The organism is Kutzneria sp. NPDC051319 (genome assembly GCF_040682195.1).
Taxonomy (GTDB): Bacteria; Actinomycetota; Actinomycetes; order Mycobacteriales; family Pseudonocardiaceae; genus Kutzneria.
This window is the reverse complement of the sequence record NZ_JBFBAM010000010.1, coordinates 61,137-82,558: the sequence shown is the minus strand read 5'-3', so window position 1 is coordinate 82,558 and position 21,422 is coordinate 61,137. Positions and strand designations below refer to the sequence as shown.

Sequence of the window (21,422 nt, the reverse complement as noted above, 5' to 3'; positions counted from 1 at the left end):
TGGCCAGAAGTGTCCAAGATGGCGGAGACTTTCCCCGTGGACCAAGTCGTCGTCCTGCACGGGGAGCGCGAGCTCGTGGCCCGGGCACAGCATCTGTTCATGGCCGAGCACGAGTTCACGTGCGCCGCGCGGGACATGGCCACCTGGGGCGCGATGGAGGTGCGGGCCGGGCTCATCGAACGGATGCGCCGGCGCATCTCCTCCGGCGTGCGGGTGCGCAAGGTCTACAACCCCGAGGTGCTCTCCGAGGCCGCCGAGCTGACTCAGCTGGCCGGCGTCGGCGTGGGGATCCGGATCTGCCGCACGCCCATGTCCCACGAGACGATCATCATCGACCGCAAGGTCGCCATCACCGCCGGTCCGCCCGTCGACGGCGTGCGCAACTACGCGGTCGTGCAGGCCCCTGAGGTGGTCGCCGGGCTGGCCATGCTGTTCGAGGCCACCTGGGATTCCGGCGTGGACCTCGGGGAGTTCGACGGGCCGGCGCTGGACGAGCGCAACCGCGAGGTGGCGCAGATGCTGGGCAGCGGACTCACCGACGAGGCCTCGGCGCGCAAGCTCGGCCTGTCCCTGCGGACCTACCGGCGGCGCGTGGCCGAGCTGATGGAGCTGCTGGCGGCCGACTCCCGGTTCCAGGCCGGGCTGCGGGCCCGTGACCTGGGCGTGCGTTAGGAGTGTCAGGGCCGGCGGCGCTGGCGGCCCTGCGCGGTTGCGTGCTGGGCGTCAGCGTCCCTGGTTGGCGACGGCCTGGATGGCGTCCGCGGCCGCGTCCGGGTCGAGGTAGGTGCCGCCCGGCGTGATCGGCTTCAGGTTCTCGTCCAGGTCGTAGCGCAGCGGGATGCCGGTCGGGATGTTCAGCTTGGCGATCGCCTCGTCGGAGACGCCGTCCAGGTGCTTGACCAGGGCACGCAGCGAGTTGCCGTGGGCCGCGACCAGCACCGTCCTGCCGGCCTTGAGGTCCGGCACGATCGCCGACTCCCAGTAGGGCAGCAGGCGGGTCACGACGTCCTTCAGGCACTCCGTGCGCGGGGCCGTCGGGCCGAGGTCGGCGTAGCGGGGGTCGGCGTCCTGGCTGAACTCGCTGCCCAGCTCGATCTCCGGCGGCGGGGTGTCGTACGAGCGGCGCCAGAGCATGAACTGCTCCTCGCCGTACTCCTCCAGGGTCTGCTTCTTGTTCTTGCCCTGAAGGGCGCCGTAGTGGCGCTCGTTGAGGCGCCAGTCGCGGCGGACCGGGATCCAGTGCCGGTCGGCGCCGTCCAGCGCGATGTTGGCCGTGGCGATCGCGCGGCGCAGCAGCGAGGTGTGCAGCACGTCCGGCAGCAGGTTCGCGTCCTTCAGCAGCTCACCCCCCCGCTTCGCCTCCGCGAGTCCCTTCTCGGACAGGGGCACGTCCACCCAGCCGGTGAACAGGTTCTCGGCGTTCCAGATGCTCTCACCGTGACGAAGCAGGACAAGGCTCATGGCGGCAAGCCTGCCAGACCGGTTGTGGTGATCCACTACCGTCACCTCCCGTGAGGCTCCTGCCGGCTGTGGCCGCCCTGCTCCTGATCAGCTCCGGCGTCGCTCAGGCGACGCCCCTGTCGGTGGAGCACGTGCTCGGCGCCGCCGAGCACTACGAGGTCGGCGGCACCACGCTCCGTGTCTACGGCTCCGACGGCCGCGTCCGCGTCGAGGACAACCGGGTGCCCCGTTCCCTCCGCTTCGGGTCCTCGGTCAGCTCCTCCGCCTTCGTCAGCGGCGCCTCCCGTGGCGGCTCGCGCTTCCTGTTCGACGCCCTCGATCTCGACGTCGACAATGCCGACGGCACAAGGACTCTCACCCTCGGCATCGGTCCCGCCGAGGCCACCTGGGTCGTTCCTCTGCACCTGACCGTGCACGCCGGCGAGGTGCCCGTCGACCTGGACCCGTCCGGCACCGAGATCATCACGGTGGAGTCGGTCGCCGGCGACCACATCCTCCGCGGTCACCCAGCGTTCGGATACGGCCGTCCCCGTGTGCTCGGCACCTACCCCGCCGCCCTCGGCGGTCTCGGTTCGCTGGCCCTGCAGTACGAGGGCGCCCTTCGTTTCGGCGTCTCCGACATCTACTTCCCCCTGGCCTACGGCGACGACCGGCTGTACTCCGCCACCGAGTCCGGCACCATCGTCTCCGCGGTTCGCGGCGGCCAGTTCTCGCCCCTACAAGCCCCCGACGGCAGCATCGCCGACGGCCTCCAGCTCAGCTCCGACGGCGTCGCCCTCGTGCACACCTTCGCCGGCTACTGGCTGCTTCGCCGTGGGCAGTTCACCCTGCTCCCCGACGCCTGGTTCGCCGGTCTTTCCTCCCCCGGCGCTCTCTCACCGGGCGGCCGGTCCGTCGCCTTCGGCGTCTCCGCGCCGTCGCCCGGCGTGCCCACCCAGGTCATCACCGTCGACCTTGCCGGCGGCGCCCGCCGCACCTACTCCCTGCTCGACGTGACGCTGCCGTCCATCGCCGGCCTCGCGTTCTCCGCGCGCCACCCCGGCCGGCTCTACCTGTTGCGGCACAGCCACCCCGTGAGCATCCATCAGCCCGTCACCACCCAGCTCCAGTCCCTGGACCTGGTCAGCGGCGTGCCCACCGCCGTCGGCTCGTCGATGCCCGAGTACGCCCCTCGACTGTTCCCCGCCGACGTCAGCTGACCTCGAAACCGGTTACGCCGTGGCGTTTTCCTTGTTCGTCACAGCGGCGGGCACAGCCCCGGCAGCGCCGAGTCCCCCTCACAGAGGTAACAGACGCGTCCCGCGTTCACCGTCCTCGGCACGCCGCCGAGGACACCCAGCACCGGGTGCGCGATCTCGCCCACGCCCCCGCACAGGTGACACACCGTGCGTGGTTCGCGGTAGTCCGGGAGCAGCTCCTCGTTCTCCTCGTCGCCGCCCATGTCAGATCGCAGACACCATGCCCCGCACGGTACAACGCGTTGATCAGCAGCGATACCGGCAATTGCCCGCCGATCCGGTGAAACTCGCCCGATGGACGTACCCTGATGGGGCACGCCCCGTCCCTCCCCCCATGACGGAGGCGGGCACCGACTGCCCCGGAACCCACCCCCCTGGTCCGGGGCAGTCCCTTTACCCGGCCACCTTCCTCAGCTGCGTTTCTCGGTCGCTCACGCCGTCGTCACGTGTCTATCGTCGGCACCGTGCAGCTCCCTCGCGGCGCCACCGGTTTCCGGCATGTGGACTCCCCACCCCTCGCGCCCGTCGACCTCCGCGCCTTCAAGGCCATGGCACATTCCGTCGGCCACGTCCTCGATTTCCACCCCGCCGGCCCCACCCCCAACTTCCACCTCTTGACCCTCCGGCTCCCCTCCGGCGACCTCGGCGTCGTCTGCCACGCCTCGCTGCCCTTGATCGCCTTCGCCCCCGTGCCCTTCGACGGCTCCTTCCTCTCCCGCCCCGACCTCTCCTCCTCGTTCTTCGGTTTCGACACCCTGACCGCCGAGGCCTTGGCGACTCCCCTCGCCCGCGCCGACCTCTCCCTGTTGGACGAGGCCGAGCACCGCCAGATCCGCCACTGGCGCCCCGCCACCGTCGGCGAACTCCTCTTCAACCACTGGGACTGATCACGTCATGACCGCCCCCGCGTTGACCTTGCGGCCGATGACGTTCAATGACTGGCCAGCGGTGCATTCCTGGGGCCGCTTGCCGCAGTTCTGCCGTTTCCAGCCCTGGGGCCCCAATACCGAGGAGCAGTCGCGGGCACACGTGCAGGCCGCGATCGCCGCTTGGTCCCGCACGCCGCGGGAACGTTGGGTGTACATGGCCTTGGTGGACGGCCACCCCATCGGCTCCGGCGAGATCCGCCTCCACAGCCGTGACCATCGTCAGGGCGAGATCGCCTACGGCATCCACCCCGACCTCTGGGGCCGTGGTCTGGGCACCTCCGTCGGGCATGCCTTGCTGGCCATCGGCTTCTCCCAGCTCCGCCTGCACCGCGTCCACGCCACCTGCGACCCCCGCAATCTCGGCTCCGCCGCCGTCCTCCGCAAACTGGGCCTGACCTACGAAGGCCGCCTCCGCCACACCCTCCTGCTCCGCGACGGCTGGCGCGACTCCCTGATGTTCAGCATCCTGGAAGACGAGTGGGTCCCCCGGTGAACGAGCTCAATCCCCTTGGCAGCAAGGGTTTTCGAAATGACGCGGTCGTTGATCACTCGGCTTCGCACCGTCGGAAGACGTCGCCGAACTCCTCGATGTCGAGGAGGCCACCGATCACCTGGACCATGTTCTCGATGCCGGGCTCACGGACGATCAGGCCGTCGGAGCACCAGAAGAAGCGGCCGCCAAGGGCTTCACCGCTGCGGGCCCACTTCTCCATCAGCCGGTCGACCGCCTCGAGCGTGAACATCGTCGCGGTCCATCGCGATCCGTCCGCCAGCACAACCACGACATCGATGTCGCACACGGCGTCCAGATCGTCATCAGGGTTCGGCAGGAAGGACGCCTCGAAGCGGTCCGTGCGAACGCGATACCAGGGTTCGTCCCAGCCCTGTTGGACGTTTTCCGACGACGCAGGCGTGTCCATCACAGAAGTATCGCTCCGCCCAGCGACGACTCAGCCCGCCACCTCATAGTGCGGCCCGCACCATCAGTGCCACCTTCATGAACTGCTGTGGACTCACGGTGTCGACCGGAACCGGCGGCTCCGAACCCTGAGAGCGGGCAAGGACGACGTCGTCGGGCACGGCCCGCTGGTGCACGATCACCAGCCCGGGCGGCGCGCAGAGCAGGTACTGGCCGAAGTTGCCGATCGCCAGGAAAGACCCGCGCCCCAACAACCTTGGGAGCCACCAGAGGTAGCCGTAGTCGAGTTGCACCCCGGCGCCGCGGTCGACCTGGACCGACGTGCTCTCGGCCACCCACGACTCGGGCACCACCTGTCGGCCATCCCATTGACCGTGTTGCAGCATCATCGCGCCGATCCGCCCGAGGTCGCGGGCAGAAAGGAAGAAGTGGTGGGCGAGGTGCTCGGACACGTCCGCGCGGCCCAGCAGTCGCTGGCGGCCCGGGTCGAAGTCGTCGAAGCCGAGCGGCGCGGCCAGGTCCTCGGCGAGCGCGTCGAAGACGGACCGTCCGGTGCACCGCTCGTAGATCGTGCCGAGGGCGTTGAAGTCCCAGTTGTTGTAGTGGAACAACACTCCCGGCCGCTGTGAGCCCCGAGCCGGCCCGTCCCGCTCGGGGCCGGCCACGGTGGCCGGCGGGTGATAGACGCCGGAGCTCGACGTCAGCAGATCACGCACCGTGGCGCGGCGCTCCTGCGGCAGCAGGCCGCCGATGTCGTCGATGCCGAGCTCGTCGAGGGTCGCGTCGAGCCGGATCGTTCCGGCGGCGACCGCCGGTCCATAGAGGACGGACAGGACGCTTTTCCGTGCTGAGGCCAGATACGACGGCACGGCCGTCGCGCCGTGATCGAGCACGACCCGGCCCCGGTCGAGCGCGAGAAAGGCCGTGGTCGGCAGGGCGTCGAGCGCGTCGACGACCTTCTGCAGAGCCGTCATGCCTGGTCCCCCGTCGGACGTCCGGCGAGCCCGAGCACCTGGGCGAGCGCCGCCTGCCTGGTCACCCCGTGAGCCGTGAGCACCTGACCGGCGCGGCTGCCCGGTGCGCGCAGGAGGCCGAGGAAGAGGTGTCCCGCGGTGACGCCGTGGCCGTGCGCCTCCGCGACCGCACCGTCGATCGCCCGGCGGACGTCCGGGCCGATCGCCGGCCGCGCGAGGCCGTCCGCCGCGGCCGGCCCGTCATCGTCCGCCTCAAGCCCGAGGGCCGCGCGAACCTCCGCCGGATCGGCGCCGAGCGCGCGGATGACGTCGCCGGCCAACCCCGCCGGATCATCAAGTACCGCAAGCAGAAGATCCCCGCTGTCCACCGCATCATGGCCCAGCCGCTGCGCGCGCCCCTGGGCGTGGCGAAGGCACCCGAGCGCACCGTCGTCAAACCGCTCCAGGACTCCCGTGCGGATGAGATCGTCGATAGTCAGCTGCGCCATCAACGGCGCATACCGCTGTTGCGCCCCTTGCCGACTGAGGCCGCGGGGCGCGCCGATGTCCGTCCACGAACACCCCTCGGCCCGTGCCATCTCCACGAAGAAGCCCACCAGGCTTTCCCCGAGAGCGCTGAGCTCACCGGCGATCCGCTCCGCCGCAGCGATCTGCCGCACCGGATCGCGCGGCTCAGCGATGCCGTCAAGGAGCACCAAGCCGACAAGCTCAGGCAGAGTAGGCATCTCAGGCATGTCAACATGCTAGTTGACAGCCGACAGATGTCAACGGATCAGTTGACATAGCCAAGGGCTCGTCGACGCCGCCAAACCGACGAGCTGCCCTAGGGACGCGGCGGGCAATCACCGGACGCCGACGGACCCTCGGCGAAGCGCCGAGGGCCGTGGGGGGTGGAATGGGACTACTTGGCCGTCTCCCGGGCCCGGAGGTCCTTGCGGAGGATCTTGCCGGAGGCGGATTTGGGGATGGCGTCGAGGAATTCGACGACGCGGACCTTCTTGTGGGGGGCGACGCGGTCGGCGACGAAGGTCATGACGTCGGCGGCGGTGAGGGTGGCGGAGGGCTGGGGGACGACGAAGGCCTTGGGGACCTCCTCGCCCTCGGCGTCGTGGACGCCGATGACGGCGGCGTCGGCGATCTGGGGGTGGGTGAGGAGCAGGGCCTCGAGCTCGGCGGGGGGAACCTGGTAGCCCTTGTACTTGATGAGCTCCTTGACCCGGTCGACGATGCTGACGATGCCGTTCTCGTCGATGACGGCGACGTCGCCGGTGTGGAGGAAGCCGTCGGAGTCGAGGGTGGCGGCGGTGGCCTCGGGGTTGTTGAGGTAGCCCTTCATGACGTTGGGCCCCTTGCACCAGAGCTCGCCGCGTTCGCCGGGGCCGAGTTCGTCGCCGGTGGTGAGGTCGACGATCTTGTTCTCCATGTTGGCGACGATGAGCCCCACGGTTCCGATGGCGATGTCGTCGCGGGTGTCGGGGATGATGTGGCTGACGGGGCTCATCTCGGTCATGCCGTAGCCCTGCTTGATGTTGCAGCCCAGGCGCTTGTGGACGGCCTCGGCGAGCTCCTCGTCCAAGGGCGCGGCGCCGGAGAAGAGGACCTTCATGGCCGACAGGTCGTAGGAGTCGACGATGGGGTGCTTGGCCAGGGCGACGGCGACGGGCGGCGCGATGTAGACGCGGTCGGTGCGGTGCTCGGCGATGACCCGGAGGAACTCGACGAGGTCGAACTTGGGCATGGTGACGACGGTGGCGCCGATGGCCAACGCGTGGTTGAGGGTGACCTGCATGCCGTAGATGTGGAAGAACGGCAGCACGGCCAGCACCCGCTTGATGGCGGAGCTGTCGACCATGGCGTCGGTCTGCACGATGTTGGCGACCAGGGCCCGGTGGGTGAGCATGACGCCCTTGGCCCGGCCGGTGGTGCCCGAGGAGTAGGGCAGCACGGCGAGGTCCTCGGCGGTGTCGAAGGAGATCGACGGCGCGGGGGCGGTGCTGGCGAGCAGGTCGGAGAGGCTGGTGTGCCCGTCGGCCTTGTCGAACACGAACACGTCGGTGATGCCGGCCAGCTTGGCGGCGGCGGTGGCGCGGTCGAGGAAGGCGGAGACGGTGAACAGCGACTTCGCGCCGGCGTCGGTGAGCTGGCCGGCGACTTCCTCGGCGGTGTAGAGCGCGTTGGCGGTGGTGGCGACGGCGCCGGCCCGCAGGACGCCGTGCAGGGTGATGGCGTAGGCGGGGCTGTTGGGGGCGAAGATGCCGATGACATCGCCCTTGACGACGCCCCGCTCGGCCAGCGCGGCGGCGAGGCGGTCGACGGCGGCGGCGAACTCGCCGTAGGTGACGGTGAGGCCGCTGATCCCGTCGATCAGCGCGGGTCGGTCGGCCTTCTCGGACAGGCCCCGGAAGATCAGCTCGTGCACGGGCTGCGTGGGGATGTCGACATCGGGATGGGAACTGCGAAAGACCATGGCGACCCTGCCTTGCTCGCTTCGACACCTGCGACCCTGAGGACCCTGCCACGCGCACCGGTGGTGAGCGAGCCCACACGCGAGTCGACCTTGATGTTGTTCCCGCAAGGACCGTCGTTACGACACTCCATCGTGATTCACACTGATGGAGTAGCGAATCTACTTGTGGTGGGCATTATCGGTCTGCGAAGTTGTCTTCGCCCACCGGATCGGCTCTCACACTCCCCGATCCGGCGAGTGCGGTGCGGTTCGTCCCCCCGTCGAACCGCCGACCCGCTACGGCCCCCTGCGGCACCCCCTCGCCCAGGACCGCCGCCGCGGCGGGTGAATTGACGTGGGACGGCCCGGGGCCTCGACTCCCCTTCGACCCGGGACCGTCCCACGGTTCACCTCACGGCGCCGCCTGCGGCCTGGCCTTCCGACGACGGATCACCAGGTACACCACGGCAGCGGGAATCCCGATGACCAGCACGAACGGCAGCAGGGCGCCAAGACCGACGCCGATCCCGTTGAGGGTGGCAATCAGGGCGTGCCACCCGCCGGCGAGTGCGCTGAGGAAGCTGGCCTGATCCTCGGGCGGAGGCGCGGGAGTGTCGGTGCGGCTGACTTCCACGGTCACGGTGGACATGGCGACCTGGGCGGCGAGGGAGTCGTGGCGCTGTTCGAGGGACTCGAGATCGGCCTCGCGTTTGGTCAGCTCGCTCTCCAACGCGGTGATGTCGCTGAGTGACGACGCCTTGTCCATCAACGCCCGTACGCGGTCGACGCTGGCACGCTGAGTAGCCAGCCGGCTGGTCACGTCGACCATCTCGTCGGTGACGTCCTGCGTGTGCTCGACCCGTGAGGTGATGTCGCCGAAGGATCGCAGCTGGTCGAGCACGGACTCCAGCTTGTCGGCGGGCACCTTGAGGGTGAGGGAGCCGTGGTCGTCGCTGGAGTTCTCGTCGCTGGAGTAGCCGCCGGCGGCCGTGGCGGCCTGCCGAATGCCGGTCACGGCCTCGGTGACGGTCTTCTTGGCCTTGAGGCTGATGGTGGCCGTGCGGACGATCTGCCGGCCGTCGGCGGCGGGCAGCGCCGTGGACTGGGCGCCGGACTGGCTACCCGGTTGGGCGCCGTTGACCTGTGGCGCCTTGGCCGAGTCGCCGCCGCTCGACCCGCCGGCGCTGTTCGGGGCGACGGCCGACATGCCGGTGTTGCTGCTGGAGCCGGCGGAACAGCCGGCGAGCACAGTGCCGGCGAGCAATGCTCCAGCGACGGTGACAACGGCCAGTGTTCTTCGGGTACGGGACATCCTGCGCCTCCCCTTCTCGGATTCGTCCAGGGGACGGAGGAGGCAGGGTCAGGCGTTGCGGGCGGAACGTCACGATCGGGACTCGCCCGGAAGAAAGCTGCCCGTCAGCTCTCGTCGGCTACGGCGGGGTGGTCGCCGGCGGCGCCGATGAGGTGCTGGAAGGCGCTGAGGTTGGCCAGGGACTCGCCGCGGGAGACGCGCCAGTCCCATTCGCGGCGGATGGCGCCGGCGAAGCCGATCTCCAACAGGGGGTTGAAGTCGCCGTCGGCGGCCTCGAGGACCTGGCCGAGGAGGCGGTCGAGCTCGTCGGGGGTGACGGCGTGGAGGCCGATGCGGCCGACGAGGTAGATGTCGCCGCGGTCGTCGAGGGTGTAGTGCACGCCGTAGAGACGGGCGTTGCGGCGCAACAGGAAGCGGTAGACGGCCTCGAAGGACTCGTCGGGGCGGCGGCAGACGAAGGCCTCGACGAGCAGGGCGTGGTCGGTGACGATGAGCCAGCAGTTGGTCTGGAGCTTCTTGGTGCCGGGCAGGGACAGGAAGTAGCGCCCGGGACCACGGCGGTCGTAGGAAATGCCGCTGTCCCGCAAGGCGGAAGCGATCACAGCGTCCAGCTCGTCCAGTGTGGCGGTCACACCGTCACCTCCCGTCGTCGCACCTCCGACAGGAAATCACGCCGCGCCGAGGAGTACCCGGCCAGGAGGGCATCGGTGGTGCGGTCCCAGGAGAAACGGCGGGCGTGGCCGACGGCGTTGCGGGCGAAGTCCTCACGACGGGAGGCGACGTCGCCGAGGACGCGGGCCCAGTCGTCCGCGGAGTGGGAGCCGACGAGACGGCCGGTGACGTCGTCGACGACGGCGATGGGCAGCCCGCCGACGGCGGCGGCGACGACGGGGGTTCCGCAGGCCTGGGCCTCCAGGGCGACCAGGCCGAAGGACTCGTTGTGGCTGGGCACGGCGACGACGTCGGAGGCCCGGTAGACCTGGGCCAACGACTCGCCACGCTGGGGCGGCATGAAGCGGACGACGTCGAGGATGTCGAGCTCGACGGCCAGCTCCTGGAGGGCCTTGGGCTGCTCCAGACCGGAACCGGAAGGACCCCCGACGACCAGGACCACGAGCCGCGAACGCAGCGAGGGGTCCGCGACGAGCATCGAGGCGGCGGCACGGAGCAGCACGTCGGGGGCCTTCAGGGGCTGGATGCGGCCGACGAAGGTCAGCACGACGGCGTCCAGCGGAAGGTCGAGGGCGAGCCGGGCGGCGGCCTGGCTGCCGGGGGTGAAGCGCTCGAGGTCGACGCCGGGCGGCACGGTGAGGACCTTGGTCGGGTCGGCGTCGTAGAGGGACACGAGCTCCCCGGCTTCGACGTCGGTGTTGGCGATCAGGCGGTCGGCCTCGGCGACGACCTGCTCCTCGCCGATGACCCGCATCCGGGGCTCGGGGGTGTCGCCGAGGGCGAGGGCGGCGTTCTTGACCTTGGCCAACGTGTGCGCGGTGTGCACGAGGGGCACGCCCCAGCGCTCACGGGCCAGCCAGCCGACCTGCCCGGACAACCAGTAGTGGGAGTGCAGGGCGTCGTAGTAGCCGGGCTCGTGCCGGGCCTCGGCCCGCAGCACTCCGGCGGTGAATGCGCAGAGCTGGCCGGGCAGCTCGTCCTTGGCCAGGCCCTCGAACGGCCCGGAGACGATGTGCCGGACGGTGACGCCGGGCGCCAGTTCGGCGACGGGCGGCAGGTCGGAGGAGGTGGCCCGGGTGAAGACCTCGACGGCGATGCCCCGGTCGGCCATCCGCCGGGCGGTCTGGGCGATGTAGACGTTCATGCCGCCGGCGTCGCCGGTGCCGGGCTGTTCCAGCGGCGAGGTGTGCACGGAGAGCACGGCCACCCGGTGCAGGGAAGTCACGTCAGGATCCTGCCTTCGTCGAGGCCACGAACGCGGCCAGGTCGGTGCTGAATTCCGAGGCACGTTCCGCGAACGGCATGTGCCCGACGCCGTCGTAAATGCGGGTCTCAGCGCCGGGAACGAGCCCGGCGGCGTACTCGGTGGCCCGGGCGTCCACCACGGCGTCGGCGGCGCCGTGGATGAACAGTGTGGGCACGTCGACGGACCGCAGGAGGTCGGCGTTGTCGACGTCACGTTGGAACATCTCGGCCCGCACGAACGGCGGCACGCTCAACGGCGCCGAGAGGCCGGCCTGGAGGGCGGCGCCGGTCAGCGGCGTCGCGGTCATGTGCCGGGTCAGCTCCAGCAGGGCGGGCACGGCGATGTCGGCGTCCTCGGACAGGGCCGCCGGCAGGGCGGCCCGCATGGCCGGCCCGACGCGGCCGCCGGGGTGGCGGCCGATCTCGGTGATGGCGCCGACGAACACGATGCCGGCCACCCCGGCGGAGCCGAAGTGACGCAGGTAGTCGGCGATGACCAGCCCGCCGTAGGACCAGCCCACCAGCACGGCGGGCTCGCCGACAAGATCGAGGACGGTGGCCACGTCGGCGGCCCACACCTCGGACGAGCGGTAGCCGGAGGCCGGGCGGTCGGACGAACCGTGGCCGCGAAGGTCGACGGCAAAAGTTCGCAAACGGTCGGCCCCGACATCGCCCCAGCTGCTCGCCGCGGCCGACCACCCGTGGATCAGCACCACGGGTGGCGCGTCCTGCGGTCCCGACACGTGGCAGGCGAGCTCGGTCCCGTCGGCACTCGTCACCCTCACAACGTCGTCAACGTCCAAGGTGCGGCGAGTTCTTCCCGAACAGACACAGTCCGAACTCCTCAGCGCAGCGCCGAGAGGCCCTGCCAGGCGGCCCAGGTCATGGCCCAGTCGTAGAGGTCGCCGTCGGCGGCCGACAGGGCCACGTCCGAGCCCGTGACCTCGACGGGGTCGCCGTACATGGCGGTGCCGAAGTAGGCCTGGGCGTCGGCGGTGGACAGGTTGACGCAGCCGTGGGTGACATTGCTGTTGCCCTGCTCACCCACGGTGTTGGGGTTGGCGTGGATGAACTCGCCGTTGTTGGAGATCCGCACCGCCCAGCGCTCGTGGGCGTGCTCGTAGTACGGCGGGTTGGACATGTCCTTGTCCTGCCACTTCTCGGTCACGATGTGGGTGCCGGACCGGGTGACCCGGTCCTGGCTCGCGCCGGAGCCCATGCTGGCCTCGTAGGTGGCGACGGTGGCGCCGTCCCGGATCACGGTCATCCTGTGCGAGTTCACGTCGGCCCGCACGATCTGGGACCGGCCGATGGTGAAGCCCAGGGTCAGGTTGGCCTTGCCGTAGTTGTCGGCGCCCAGGGGCACCCCGTACAGGTTGGCGGCCACGGAGACCTTGCTGCCGGCCTTCCAGTACTCCTGGGTCCGGTAGTGCACGCGCGAGCCCTGGTCGTTGTCGGGCAGCCAACCCCAGGCCCCGACGTCGCCCTGGTCGGACTTCACGGTCAGGGCCTTCTCCACGGCGGCCCGGGCCTTCTCGTCGACGTGCCCGGCGAACTGGAGCACGATCGGCGCGGCCACGCCGACGGTGGCGCCGTCGTCCAGGTTGAGCGAGCCGCGGATCAGCGTGCCCGGCGCGACGGTGGTGAAGCTGCCGTGCAGCGGGGTGGCCTTGCCGTCGGCGTTCACGGCCTCGCCGCTGTAGGTGTAGGTCTGCCCGAAGTCCAGCGGCGCGCTGTTGGTCCAGCTCGCGCGGTCGGGGGCCGCGACACCCTCGACGGCCTTGCCGCCGGCGTCGACCAGCTTGATGTCACGGACCGTGCCGCCGACCGCCGTAAGGATCACCGGCGTGTTGACGGTCACCCCCTTGGTCCCGTCGAACGGCGTGGCCGTCAGCTTGGCCGGCGGGGCAGGCGGTTTGGCGGAAGTTGTGCCGATGGCCGTCAGCCCCGCGCCGCCCGAACAGCCCGCGAGCACTAACGCCGCCACGACCACCAGACCCGCTCTCACCCGGGCACCCGTACCCACCATCGCCTCCCACGTTGCTCCCCATCAGGACGACGTCTGATCATGTGAATCGGTACCGGAAAGTGCCTGTGAGGTTGCTCACCGACCACCGGTGGCGGGCATACAGCCGCAGGCGAGAGGATCGAAGGCGTGAGCACTCAGCCCCCCATCGCAGTCGTCACCGGAGCCAGCTCGGGCATCGGCGAGGCCACCGCCCGCCGCCTGGCCGCCGAGGGCTTCCACGTCGTGCTCGGCGCGCGCCGCTTCGACCGGATCAAGGCGATCGCCGCCGAGATCGACGGCACGCCGCTGTCGCTGGACGTGACCGACGTCGAGTCCGTGGCGGCGTTCACCGACCAGATCGCCGAGGCGAACGTCCTGGTGAACAACGCGGGCGGGGCCTTCGGCCTCGAACGCGTGGACGCCGCGGACGAGGACAACTGGCGCCGGATGTGGGAGACCAACGTCATCGGCACGCTGCGGCTGACCAAGGCGCTGCTGCCCAAGCTGATCGCCTCCGGCAACGGCCACGTCGTCACGGTCACCTCGATCGCCGCGCAGGAGATCTACGACGGCGGCGCGGGTTACACCGCGGCCAAGCACGCCCAGTCGGCCCTGCACCGCACGCTGCGCGGCGAGGAACTGGGCCAGCCGGTCCGGTTCACCGAGGTCCTGCCGGGCCTGGTGGAGACGGAGTTCTCGGTCGTGCGCTTCGACGGCGACGCAGACCGGGCGGCCGGCGTGTACAAGGGCCTGACGCCGCTGGTGGCCGACGACGTCGCGGACGTCATCGCCTTCGCGGTGACCCGGCCGCCGCACGTGAACCTGGACCAGATCGTCATGAAGCCGCGGGCGCAGGCCTCGGCCACGCGATCCCACCGCGACTGAGACACCGGTCGACTAGTCGGTGATCAGGTCGACGTCCAGCTGGTCGAGGACTTTCCCGATGGGGCCGGCGAAAGCGACCGTGCCCGAGGGGTTGCCGGCCACGTAGAGGCCGACCACCCGGTTGTCGGGATCGACCACGGCGGAGCCGGAATCGCCGTAGTCGCCCAGCACACCGCCGACGGCCTCGATGCGGATCTGGTCCCGCAGGACCCGAACGCCGAGGCCGTCGCGGTAGTCCAGCAGCACGGTGGCGTCGACGGACGTGATGCGGCCGGTGGTCAAACCCGTGGTGCGACCGCGTTTGCGCACCACGGTCCCCCGCACGGCGGCGGCGGGTCCCGTGACCGCGCCGATGTCCACAATGGACGGATGGTATACGCGTCCGGGCGTCAGCAGCACGGCCGCGGCATCGACGGAGCCGGAAAGCGCGGCGCGGCACAGTGAACCAACCGTGTCGCGAGGACTGGCACCACTGTCCACACGGGACGGATGCACCATCTCGTCGCCGACCGACCAGGCGTCGTCCACGCACGCGGCGTGAAAAGTGGTCAGCCCCATGACCTGCCCGTTGCCGGTCCGGTCGGTCACCAACGCGCCCAGGGTGCCGACGATGGCGTACTCGCCGGGACGCGGGGCCTCGGGCGGCGACAGCAGAACCGTCCGCCATGGACCCATGCTGATGCCGCCGAGCACTTGACGATGTCGCTCCGCACCACGAGCGGGCGGGAACTCGGCATCCAGCAGGGCTCGGTGCAGCACGACGTCATCGTCGACGACGTCGGTCGCGATGCCCTCGATCTCGGCCGGCACCAGGTCGGCCGGCCGCACCGCCGAGTGCTTGCGCCGCACGTACACCACGATGCCGACCTGCCCGGTGCGCCGGCCCCCGGTGATCTTCTCGCCGATGTCCACGCCGACGACTCCCCGGCGGGACAGCAGATCCACCTCGACCCGGCGCTTGACCGGCCGGATTCCGGCCCGCACCAGCTCGTCCGCAGTGGTCATCGCGACCTCCTCCCCAGCGCATGTCCCCCTCAAAACATGAAAACACGCGGGGTGAGTGTCAGATGACTCATTGTCACTCGTTCAGCGGCGGCCGAACGGGTTGTTCCTGGTCAGAGCCGGCAGCCGACCATCACGGGCTCGGCCAGCAACCGCACGCCGAACGCCGTCAGCACGCCGTCGCGCACCTCGCGGGCCAGCTCCAGCAGGTCGCCGGTGGAGGCCTCGCCCCGGTTGGTCAGGGCCAGCGTGTGCTTGCCGGACAGCGAGACCCGGCCGTCGGCGGCCCGGTGGCCCTTGCCGAAGCCGGCCCGCTCGATCAGCCAGGCCGCCGAGAGCTTGGTCTGCCCGGGGCCGCCCGGGTACTGAGGCACCTTCGCATCCGCGCCGACCCGCGCCACGATCTTGGCCAGCACGCCCGGCAGCTCGGCGTCGTCGACGATCGGGTTGGTGAAGAACGAGCCCGCGCTCCACGTGTCGTGGTCCTCGGGGTCGAGCACCATGCCCTTGCCCCGACGCAGCTCCAGCACGGCCGCGCGGGCGTCGGCGACGGGAACACGAGACCCCAGCTCGACATCGAGCAGCCGGGCCAGCTCCGCGTACCGAATGGGGGCGGACCGGCCGCCGTCCTGCAGCGCGAACCGGGCCCGCAGCACGACGGCGGAGTCGGTGCCCTTGAGCACGCTGGACCGGTAGCTCAGCCCCAGATCCTCGGCCTGCACCTGGTGCACCCGGCCGCTGCGGCGGTCCAACAGGTCCACCGAGGTCAGCAGGTCGGCTATCTCCACGCCGTACGCGCCGACGTTCTGCACGGGCGTCGCGCCGACCTGGCCCGGGATGCCCGACAGGCACTCCAGCCCGCCGAGGCCCTGCTCCACGGAGAAGGCGACCGTGCGGTCCCAGTCCTCGCCGGCCTCGATGGTCAGCTCCACCCGCCCGTCGGCCAGCCGGTCGAAGGACCGCCCCTCGGTCGCGATGTGCACGACCAGGCCCGCGAAGCCCTCGTCGGCGACGACCACGTTGGACCCGCCCCCGAGCAGCAGCAGCGACTCGCCCGCCTGATCGGCGGCCCGCACCGCGTCGACGACGTCGGATGCGCTGGTGGCCGGCAGGAAACGGGCAGCCGGACCGCCCAGCCGCAGCGTCGTGTGCCGACTCAGCGGTACGGACGTGCGAACTTCGGTGCTGGACAGGGGGGTGGTCACGGACGTCAACGGTAGCCTCCGCGGCATGGCACGCCGCATTGAGCACCAGGCGACGACCCGGTGGACCGCCGACCAGGTCCACGCCGCCCTGGTGGATCCGACCTACCTGCGCGACCGCTTGAGCAAGCTCGGCGGCACCGACGCCTCCCTGCTGGACCACCAGGTCAACGGCGAGAAAGTGAGCCTGCGGCTGCGACACGGCGTGCCGTCGAGCGAGCTGCCCTCGGCGGTGCGCGCGTTCCTCAAGGGCGACCTGGTGATCGAGCGCACAGAGGAGTGGGACCGCAACGGCGACGGCGGCTGGCTGGGCCGCGTGCAGGCCGGCATCCCGGGTGTCCCGGGTCACATCCGGGGCGCGATGCGGTTGTCCGACGCGCCGGCCGGCGGGTCGCTGATGGAGATGCGCGGCGAGGTGGCGGTGAGCATCCCGTTCGTCGGCGGCAAGGTCGAGGAGGTCGTCTCCGGCCAGATCGTGAAGCTGCTGACCAAGGAGTTCGAGCACACCACGGCCTGGTTGGACGAGCACCAGAGCTGATGGCCAAGCAACCACGGCTGGCGGCCGGCCGCGCCCGCGCGCTGGGGCTGCCGACCCGAGGCACCACCAACCCGAACCGGCTGCGGCGGGTCGACCGCTGGATGGTCGGCAGCGCCGCCGTCCGGGAGGCGCTGGTTCCCGGCGCCCTGGTCGTCGACCTCGGCTACGGCGCGACGCCGGTGACGACCGTCGAGATGGCGGCTCGGCTCCGGACCGTGCGCCCCGACCTGCGCATGGTCGGCCTGGAGCTGGATCAGGAGCGGGTGGCGGCGGCCTCGGATGCCGCCGACCCCCCGCTGCTGGTGTTCCGGCGCGGCGGCTTCGAGCTGGCCGGGCTCCGGCCGATGCTGGTGCGGGCGTTCAACGTGCTGCGGCAGTACTCCGAGGAGGACGCGCTGCAGGCGTGGGACGGCCTTCGCGGCCGCCTCGCGCCGGGCGGCCTGCTGGTTGAGGGCACGTGCGACGAGATCGGGCGTCGGTGCTGCTGGGTGCTGCTCGACGAGACCGGTCCCCTGACGTTCACCATCGCCTGCAAGCCCTCGGACATCGAGACGCCGTCCGACGTGGCCGAACGGCTGCCCAAGGCCTTGATCCACCGCAACGTGCCCGGCGAGCGGGTACACGAGCTGTTGGCGGCCCTGGACGATTGCTGGGCGACCGCCGCCCCGTACGCACCGTTCGGGCCGCGGGCGCGCTGGGTGGAGACGTGCCGGATGGTGGCCGAGCGGGGCTGGCCGGTGCTGGACGACCGGCGGCGCTGGCGGCTGGGCGAGCTCACGGTGCCCTGGTCGACGGTCGCGCCGGCCTGAACGCCAGCATCGGTCCCTTGATCTTGGTCGGCGGCCGGTTCGGCCGGTCGTTTCCGGTCAGCGTCGCCGTGTGGTGATCTCTGCCAGAATCTCGGGGTGTCCTCCACCGAACGCCGCTACGTGATCAGCCTGGGCTGTCCCGACCGCACCGGCATCGTCGCCAAGATCGCCGGCTTCGTGGCCGACTCCGGCGGGTGGATCGTGGAGGCCGCCTATCACACGGACCCGACGACGAACTGGTTCTTCACGCGGCAGGAGGTGCTGGCCTCCTCGCTGCCGTTCGACGTGCGGGAGCTGTCGGCGCGGTTCGCGGGCGTGGCCCGGGAGCTGGGGCCGCGGGCGGACTGGCGGGTCACCGACACGGGCGAGCGCAAGCGGGCGGTGATCCTCGTGTCGCGGGAGGGGCACTGCCTCTACGACCTGCTCGGCCGGGTCTCCTCGGGCGAGCTGGACGTGGAGATCACCTCGGTGATCGGCAACCACCGGGAGCTGGCCGGCATCACCGAGGCCCACGGCATCCCGTTCCACCACGTGACGTTCCCGGTCGGCGACGCCGACGGCAAGGCCGCCTCGTTCGCGCAGCTGCGGCAACTGGTGGACAGCCACCAGCCGCACGCGATCGTGCTGGCTCGGTTCATGCAGGTGCTGCCGCACGAGCTGTGCATGGCGTGGGCGGGCCGCGCGGTGAACATCCACCACAGCTTCCTGCCGTCCTTCGTGGGCGCGAAGCCGTACCACCAGGCCCACACCCGTGGCGTGAAACTGGTCGGCGCGACCTGCCACTACGTGACGGCCGAGCTGGACGCGGGCCCGATCATCGAGCAGGACGTGATCCGGGTCAGCCACAGCGACTCGGACCGGGACATGGTCCGCAAGGGCCGGGACATCGAGAAGGTCGTGCTGGCCCGCGGGCTGCGCTGGCACCTGGAGGACCGCGTTTTGGTGCACGGCAACCGCACGGTGGTCTTTTAGTTCGGCACTGTTAGCTGGCCAGACCCTCGATGACCTCGGCGCCGGCCAGCTTGGCCAGCAGGTCGCCGGGCACGAGCAGCTTGCCGCCGCGGATGCCGCTGCCGATGACCAGCTCCGGCGCGACGGCCACGCGGGTGTCGAGCAGCAGCGGCCAGTCCGCCGGCAGGCCGATGGGCGTGATGCCGCCGTACTGCATGCCGGTGGTGCCCACGGCGTCGTCCATCGGCGCAAACGAGGCCTTCCGCACGTCGAGGCGGCGCTTGACCACGCCGTTCACGTCGGCCCGCGTCGTCGCCAGGATCATGCAGGCCGCATAGCGGAGTTCCCCGGCCCGTTTGCCCGCGACGACCACGCAGTTGGCGGACGCCTCCAGCGGCGAGCCGTAGTGCTCGCAGAACGCGGCCGTGTCGGCGAGGTCGGGGTCGATCTCCGTGACGCCGATGCGCTCGATGTCGGCGGCGTCCATCGCCCGAATCGCGGCGAGCACGGGCTCGGCCAGCAGTTCGGTCCGGCTCAGGACAGGTTCCACGTGCAAGGTGCCAGCAATGCTCCACGCCATGACGCCACCCTAGCCAGCGAGGAATTCCACCAGCAGCGAGCGGATCTCTCGGCGGTGCGTGAGCAGGGGCGCGGGCGAGTCGACGAGCTCCAGCCGGCCGTAGGGCAGCGCCGCCGCGACATCGCGGGCGACCTGCTCGGGGTGCAGCGGATCGCCGACGGCCCCGATGACCAGGACCTCTGCCCGCACGGCTTGCAACGCCGAAGCGTCATTGACGGGCACCTGCTCCGGCAGCGTGCGCAACGCGTCGCCGAGCCTCATCAGCGCGTCGACACGGCTGGAAACGTGTTCCCCCACGGCGATTCCGGCCGGCACTTCGGCCGCGACCAGCTCCCGCAGGCCATTCACGTCGCCGGCCTCGACGGCGTCGGCCAGCTGCTCGAACGCCCACATGGCCGGGGTCGCGCGGGGCTTGTCCAGCGCCGCCGGCAGCAGCAGGGCGACACGGTCGAAACGGTCGGGCCGCCGGGTCAGCAGCTCGGTGAGGCCGCCGGCGCCCATCGACACACCGACCGCTCGCGTGGCGCCGACCTCGTCGGCCACGCGCTCCAGGTCGGCGCCGATCGTCGGGTACGTCCAATAGCCGGCCGGGGCATCAGCGGCGTCACCGTGCGAGGGAAACGCGACGACAACCCGCGTACCGGACAAACCGGATGCGGGTATGCGGGCCTCGCCGGGCGTCGCGCCGAGGCCGGGGGCGATCAGCGTGACCGGGAGGTCCCGGCCGTGCCCCTGCCAGCGCAGACCGCTCGCCAGCGATCCGGTCACCAGCGATTGCCGCCGCGCTGGACCTCGTTGAGCTTCGGCCGGACGTCCACGATGTAGACGAGCACCGCGACCAGCGCCGCCATCCACAGGATGAAGGTGGTGCCGTACGGCCGGAACAGGTAGAGCCCGGCCAGGGCGCCGCCGGTGATCAGCGACCACGCCAGCTTGGTCATGCGCTCCGCGACCGTGAACGCGTCCGCGCGCTGGACCAGCGCGTGCAGGAACGCGAAGGCGCCCACCGGCATGCCTGCGCACCAGATCGCGAACAGGATCCAGTAGTCGAGCCCGTACGTCACGATCCCACCCTACGTGCCGGAGGCGACCCTCGGAAATGCCGGTGCCGGGGCACACCCGTGAAGGATGTGCCCCGGCGCGGTTCGACGGCTCAGACCTCGGGGGTCTCGTCGGCCGGCGTCTCGACCTTCGGGGCGGCCGGCTTCTTCGGCGCGGACGCCTTGTTGGCGGCCTTGCGGGTCACGTTGCGGGTCTCGGCGGCGGCCTCGCCACCGGCGTCCACGACGGCCTCGGCGATGTTCTCGGCCGCGTCCTCGATGTCCTCGGCCACCTTCTCGCCGGTCGCGCGGGTGCGGCGGGCGATGTTGCCCAGCGCCTCGTCGGCCCGGCTCTGCAGGTCGCCGACCTGCTCCAGGACGACCTTGACCTGCGGCTGCTCGCGCAGCGTCTTCAGCGTCTCCTCGCCGTGCTCGGCCAGGTAGCCGTACAGGCTGGAGGCGGCGGAGGTGTAGGTGTCGAGCAGCTTGCGCAGCTCGGACGGGTCCAGCTTCTCGCGCAGGCCCGGCAGGTCCTCGACGGCCTCACGGGCGGCCTCGGCGCGCTCGTTGACCTGGGTGCGGGCCTTGGTCAGGGCGTCGGTCAGGGCCTTGCCGGCCAGGTCGCCGGCGCCGAGGGCGGCCAGCAGCGGGGTCTTGGCCTGCTCCAGGACCGCGGCGAAGGCGGCGGAGACCGTCTCGCCCGTCTTGCGGAAGTCCTCGGTGGTGGGAAGGGTCGGCATCTGGATCACTCCTCGGTGTCCTCGGTTGCGTCGGCGGGGCGCTTGGCAGCGTTCTCCCGCCGGAAGGTCTCGTAGACGTCGAGCAGCACCTGCTTCTGCCGCTCGGTGAGCTCGGTGTCGGCGAGCACGGCGTCGACCACCGCGCCACCCACCCGCTGCTCCAGGATTCCGGCCTGCACGTACAGCGCCTCGGCCGAGATCCGCAGCCCTTTGGCTATCTGTTGCAGGATCTCCGCGCTGGGCTTGCGCAGGCCCCGTTCGATCTGGCTCAGGTACGGGTTGGACACTCCCGCCAGCTTCGCCAGCTGGCGCAGGGAGATCTGCGCGGTGCTGCGCTGCTCGCGGATGTAGTCGCCGATGTCTCGCCCCAGGTCGGCGACCGCGTCCACGGCCTGATCGGCGACGCTGCGCTTGTTGTCCATCCCGCCTCCTTCCGTGCTTCCACCGTACGTGCCAGTGCTAGCAGTTGCA

At 70.8% G+C, this 21,422-nt stretch carries 26 protein-coding genes; 8 read left to right on the top strand and 18 right to left on the bottom strand.

Annotated elements, in window-relative coordinates; genetic code table 11:
• The first annotated feature begins 36 nt into the window (after nt 1–36).
• Nucleotides 37–672, top strand: coding sequence for a helix-turn-helix transcriptional regulator (locus AB0M73_RS12670; RefSeq protein WP_363890414.1), 636 nt, complete (start codon nt 37–39; stop codon nt 670–672).
• Between the two features lie 51 nt (nt 673–723).
• Here the strand turns inward: AB0M73_RS12670 and AB0M73_RS12665 are convergent, their stop codons facing one another.
• Nucleotides 724–1,461 carry a phosphoglyceromutase gene (locus tag AB0M73_RS12665; protein ID WP_363890412.1) on the bottom strand — a complete coding sequence of 246 codons (738 nt, stop codon included), beginning with the start codon at nt 1,459–1,461 and terminating at the stop codon, nt 724–726.
• Nucleotides 1,462–1,511: 50 nt separating this feature from the next.
• Here AB0M73_RS12665 and AB0M73_RS12660 point away from each other — a divergent pair, with 50 nt between their 5' ends.
• Nucleotides 1,512–2,660, top strand: coding sequence for a hypothetical protein (locus AB0M73_RS12660; protein ID WP_363890410.1), 1,149 nt, complete (start codon nt 1,512–1,514; stop codon nt 2,658–2,660).
• 38 nt (nt 2,661–2,698) lie between these two features.
• Here AB0M73_RS12660 and AB0M73_RS12655 read toward each other — a convergent pair whose 3' ends face one another.
• On the bottom strand, nt 2,699–2,902 hold the full coding sequence (locus tag AB0M73_RS12655) for a hypothetical protein (protein ID WP_043721283.1): 204 nt from the start codon (nt 2,900–2,902) through the stop codon (nt 2,699–2,701).
• Nucleotides 2,903–3,163: 261 nt separating this feature from the next.
• Here AB0M73_RS12655 and AB0M73_RS12650 point away from each other — a divergent pair, with 261 nt between their 5' ends.
• Together AB0M73_RS12650 and AB0M73_RS12645 are read left to right on the top strand one after the other, a co-directional pair.
• A complete protein-coding gene (locus AB0M73_RS12650; RefSeq protein ID WP_363890408.1) occupies nt 3,164–3,586 on the top strand; it encodes a hypothetical protein in 423 nt (140 codons plus the stop codon).
• A 7-nt stretch (nt 3,587–3,593) separates the two neighbouring features.
• The gene (locus AB0M73_RS12645; protein ID WP_363890405.1) at nt 3,594–4,121 is read left to right on the top strand and encodes a GNAT family protein; all 528 of its coding nucleotides are present in this window, start codon (nt 3,594–3,596) and stop codon (nt 4,119–4,121) included.
• Nucleotides 4,122–4,173: 52 nt separating this feature from the next.
• On the opposite strand, the gene AB0M73_RS12640 is transcribed toward AB0M73_RS12645, so the two are convergent.
• The 9 genes from AB0M73_RS12640 to AB0M73_RS12600 all read right to left on the bottom strand — a co-directional run bounded on the left by AB0M73_RS12640 (nt 4,174) and on the right by AB0M73_RS12600 (nt 13,204).
• Nucleotides 4,174–4,548: a hypothetical protein gene (locus tag AB0M73_RS12640; RefSeq protein WP_363890403.1), complete on the bottom strand. Its 375-nt coding sequence runs from the start codon at nt 4,546–4,548 to the stop codon at nt 4,174–4,176.
• Between the two features lie 43 nt (nt 4,549–4,591).
• A complete protein-coding gene (locus AB0M73_RS12635; RefSeq protein ID WP_363890402.1) occupies nt 4,592–5,521 on the bottom strand; it encodes a serine hydrolase in 930 nt (309 codons plus the stop codon).
• Nucleotides 5,518–6,255 carry a Clp protease N-terminal domain-containing protein gene (locus tag AB0M73_RS12630; protein ID WP_363890400.1) on the bottom strand — a complete coding sequence of 246 codons (738 nt, stop codon included), beginning with the start codon at nt 6,253–6,255 and terminating at the stop codon, nt 5,518–5,520. Before AB0M73_RS12630 ends, AB0M73_RS12635 begins: the two co-directional genes overlap by 4 nt.
• Before the next feature lie 167 nt (nt 6,256–6,422).
• On the bottom strand, nt 6,423–7,988 hold the full coding sequence (locus AB0M73_RS12625) for an AMP-binding protein (protein WP_363890399.1): 1,566 nt from the start codon (nt 7,986–7,988) through the stop codon (nt 6,423–6,425).
• A gap of 391 nt (nt 7,989–8,379) precedes the next feature.
• Entirely contained in the window at nt 8,380–9,279 is a 900-nt protein-coding gene (locus tag AB0M73_RS12620; RefSeq protein ID WP_363890397.1) for a DUF4349 domain-containing protein, read from the bottom strand.
• Between the two features lie 104 nt (nt 9,280–9,383).
• Nucleotides 9,384–9,911, bottom strand: coding sequence for a YbjN domain-containing protein (locus AB0M73_RS12615; RefSeq protein ID WP_043721265.1), 528 nt, complete (start codon nt 9,909–9,911; stop codon nt 9,384–9,386).
• Nucleotides 9,908–11,167 (bottom strand): D-inositol-3-phosphate glycosyltransferase, encoded by a 1,260-nt coding sequence (mshA, locus tag AB0M73_RS12610; protein WP_363890660.1) that lies wholly within the window; start codon nt 11,165–11,167, stop codon nt 9,908–9,910. The genes AB0M73_RS12615 and mshA overlap by 4 nt, the downstream gene beginning before the upstream one ends.
• 10 nt (nt 11,168–11,177) lie before the next feature.
• Nucleotides 11,178–11,975, bottom strand: a complete 798-nt coding sequence (locus AB0M73_RS12605) for an alpha/beta hydrolase (protein WP_363890396.1) — start codon at nt 11,973–11,975, stop codon at nt 11,178–11,180.
• Nucleotides 11,976–12,040: 65 nt separating this feature from the next.
• Nucleotides 12,041–13,204, bottom strand: a complete 1,164-nt coding sequence (locus AB0M73_RS12600; RefSeq protein ID WP_363890394.1) for an Ig-like domain-containing protein — start codon at nt 13,202–13,204, stop codon at nt 12,041–12,043.
• 147 nt (nt 13,205–13,351) lie between these two features.
• On the opposite strand from AB0M73_RS12600, the gene AB0M73_RS12595 reads away from it, so the two are divergent.
• Nucleotides 13,352–14,089: an SDR family NAD(P)-dependent oxidoreductase gene (locus tag AB0M73_RS12595; RefSeq protein ID WP_043721263.1), complete on the top strand. Its 738-nt coding sequence runs from the start codon at nt 13,352–13,354 to the stop codon at nt 14,087–14,089.
• 12 nt (nt 14,090–14,101) lie between these two features.
• Here AB0M73_RS12595 and AB0M73_RS12590 read toward each other — a convergent pair whose 3' ends face one another.
• On the bottom strand, nt 14,102–15,094 hold the full coding sequence (locus tag AB0M73_RS12590) for a hypothetical protein (protein WP_363890393.1): 993 nt from the start codon (nt 15,092–15,094) through the stop codon (nt 14,102–14,104).
• A gap of 110 nt (nt 15,095–15,204) precedes the next feature.
• Nucleotides 15,205–16,305, bottom strand: a complete 1,101-nt coding sequence (locus AB0M73_RS12585; protein WP_363890390.1) for a UDP-N-acetylmuramate dehydrogenase — start codon at nt 16,303–16,305, stop codon at nt 15,205–15,207.
• Between the two features lie 16 nt (nt 16,306–16,321).
• On the opposite strand from AB0M73_RS12585, the gene AB0M73_RS12580 reads away from it, so the two are divergent.
• The 3 genes from AB0M73_RS12580 to purU all read left to right on the top strand — a co-directional run bounded on the left by AB0M73_RS12580 (nt 16,322) and on the right by purU (nt 18,612).
• Nucleotides 16,322–16,831 (top strand): DUF2505 domain-containing protein, encoded by a 510-nt coding sequence (locus tag AB0M73_RS12580; protein WP_363890387.1) that lies wholly within the window; start codon nt 16,322–16,324, stop codon nt 16,829–16,831.
• A complete protein-coding gene (locus AB0M73_RS12575; protein WP_363890384.1) occupies nt 16,831–17,640 on the top strand; it encodes a class I SAM-dependent methyltransferase in 810 nt (269 codons plus the stop codon). The genes AB0M73_RS12580 and AB0M73_RS12575 overlap by 1 nt, the downstream gene beginning before the upstream one ends.
• 96 nt (nt 17,641–17,736) lie before the next feature.
• The gene (purU, locus tag AB0M73_RS12570; RefSeq protein WP_363890381.1) at nt 17,737–18,612 is read left to right on the top strand and encodes a formyltetrahydrofolate deformylase; all 876 of its coding nucleotides are present in this window, start codon (nt 17,737–17,739) and stop codon (nt 18,610–18,612) included.
• Nucleotides 18,613–18,622: 10 nt separating this feature from the next.
• Here purU and AB0M73_RS12565 read toward each other — a convergent pair whose 3' ends face one another.
• The 5 genes from AB0M73_RS12565 to AB0M73_RS12545 all read right to left on the bottom strand — a co-directional run bounded on the left by AB0M73_RS12565 (nt 18,623) and on the right by AB0M73_RS12545 (nt 21,373).
• Complete coding sequence (locus AB0M73_RS12565; protein ID WP_363890379.1) at nt 18,623–19,171, bottom strand: YbaK/EbsC family protein; 549 nt, start codon at nt 19,169–19,171, stop codon at nt 18,623–18,625.
• 9 nt (nt 19,172–19,180) lie between these two features.
• Nucleotides 19,181–19,939, bottom strand: a complete 759-nt coding sequence (locus AB0M73_RS12560; RefSeq protein WP_363890376.1) for an alpha/beta hydrolase — start codon at nt 19,937–19,939, stop codon at nt 19,181–19,183.
• Complete coding sequence (locus AB0M73_RS12555) at nt 19,936–20,235, bottom strand: DUF2516 family protein (protein WP_043721260.1); 300 nt, start codon at nt 20,233–20,235, stop codon at nt 19,936–19,938. Before AB0M73_RS12555 ends, AB0M73_RS12560 begins: the two co-directional genes overlap by 4 nt.
• Nucleotides 20,236–20,324: 89 nt before the next feature.
• On the bottom strand, nt 20,325–20,951 hold the full coding sequence (locus AB0M73_RS12550) for a hypothetical protein (protein WP_363890374.1): 627 nt from the start codon (nt 20,949–20,951) through the stop codon (nt 20,325–20,327).
• 5 nt (nt 20,952–20,956) lie between these two features.
• On the bottom strand, nt 20,957–21,373 hold the full coding sequence (locus AB0M73_RS12545) for a helix-turn-helix transcriptional regulator (RefSeq protein WP_363890372.1): 417 nt from the start codon (nt 21,371–21,373) through the stop codon (nt 20,957–20,959).
• Between the last annotated feature and the right edge of the window lie 49 nt (nt 21,374–21,422).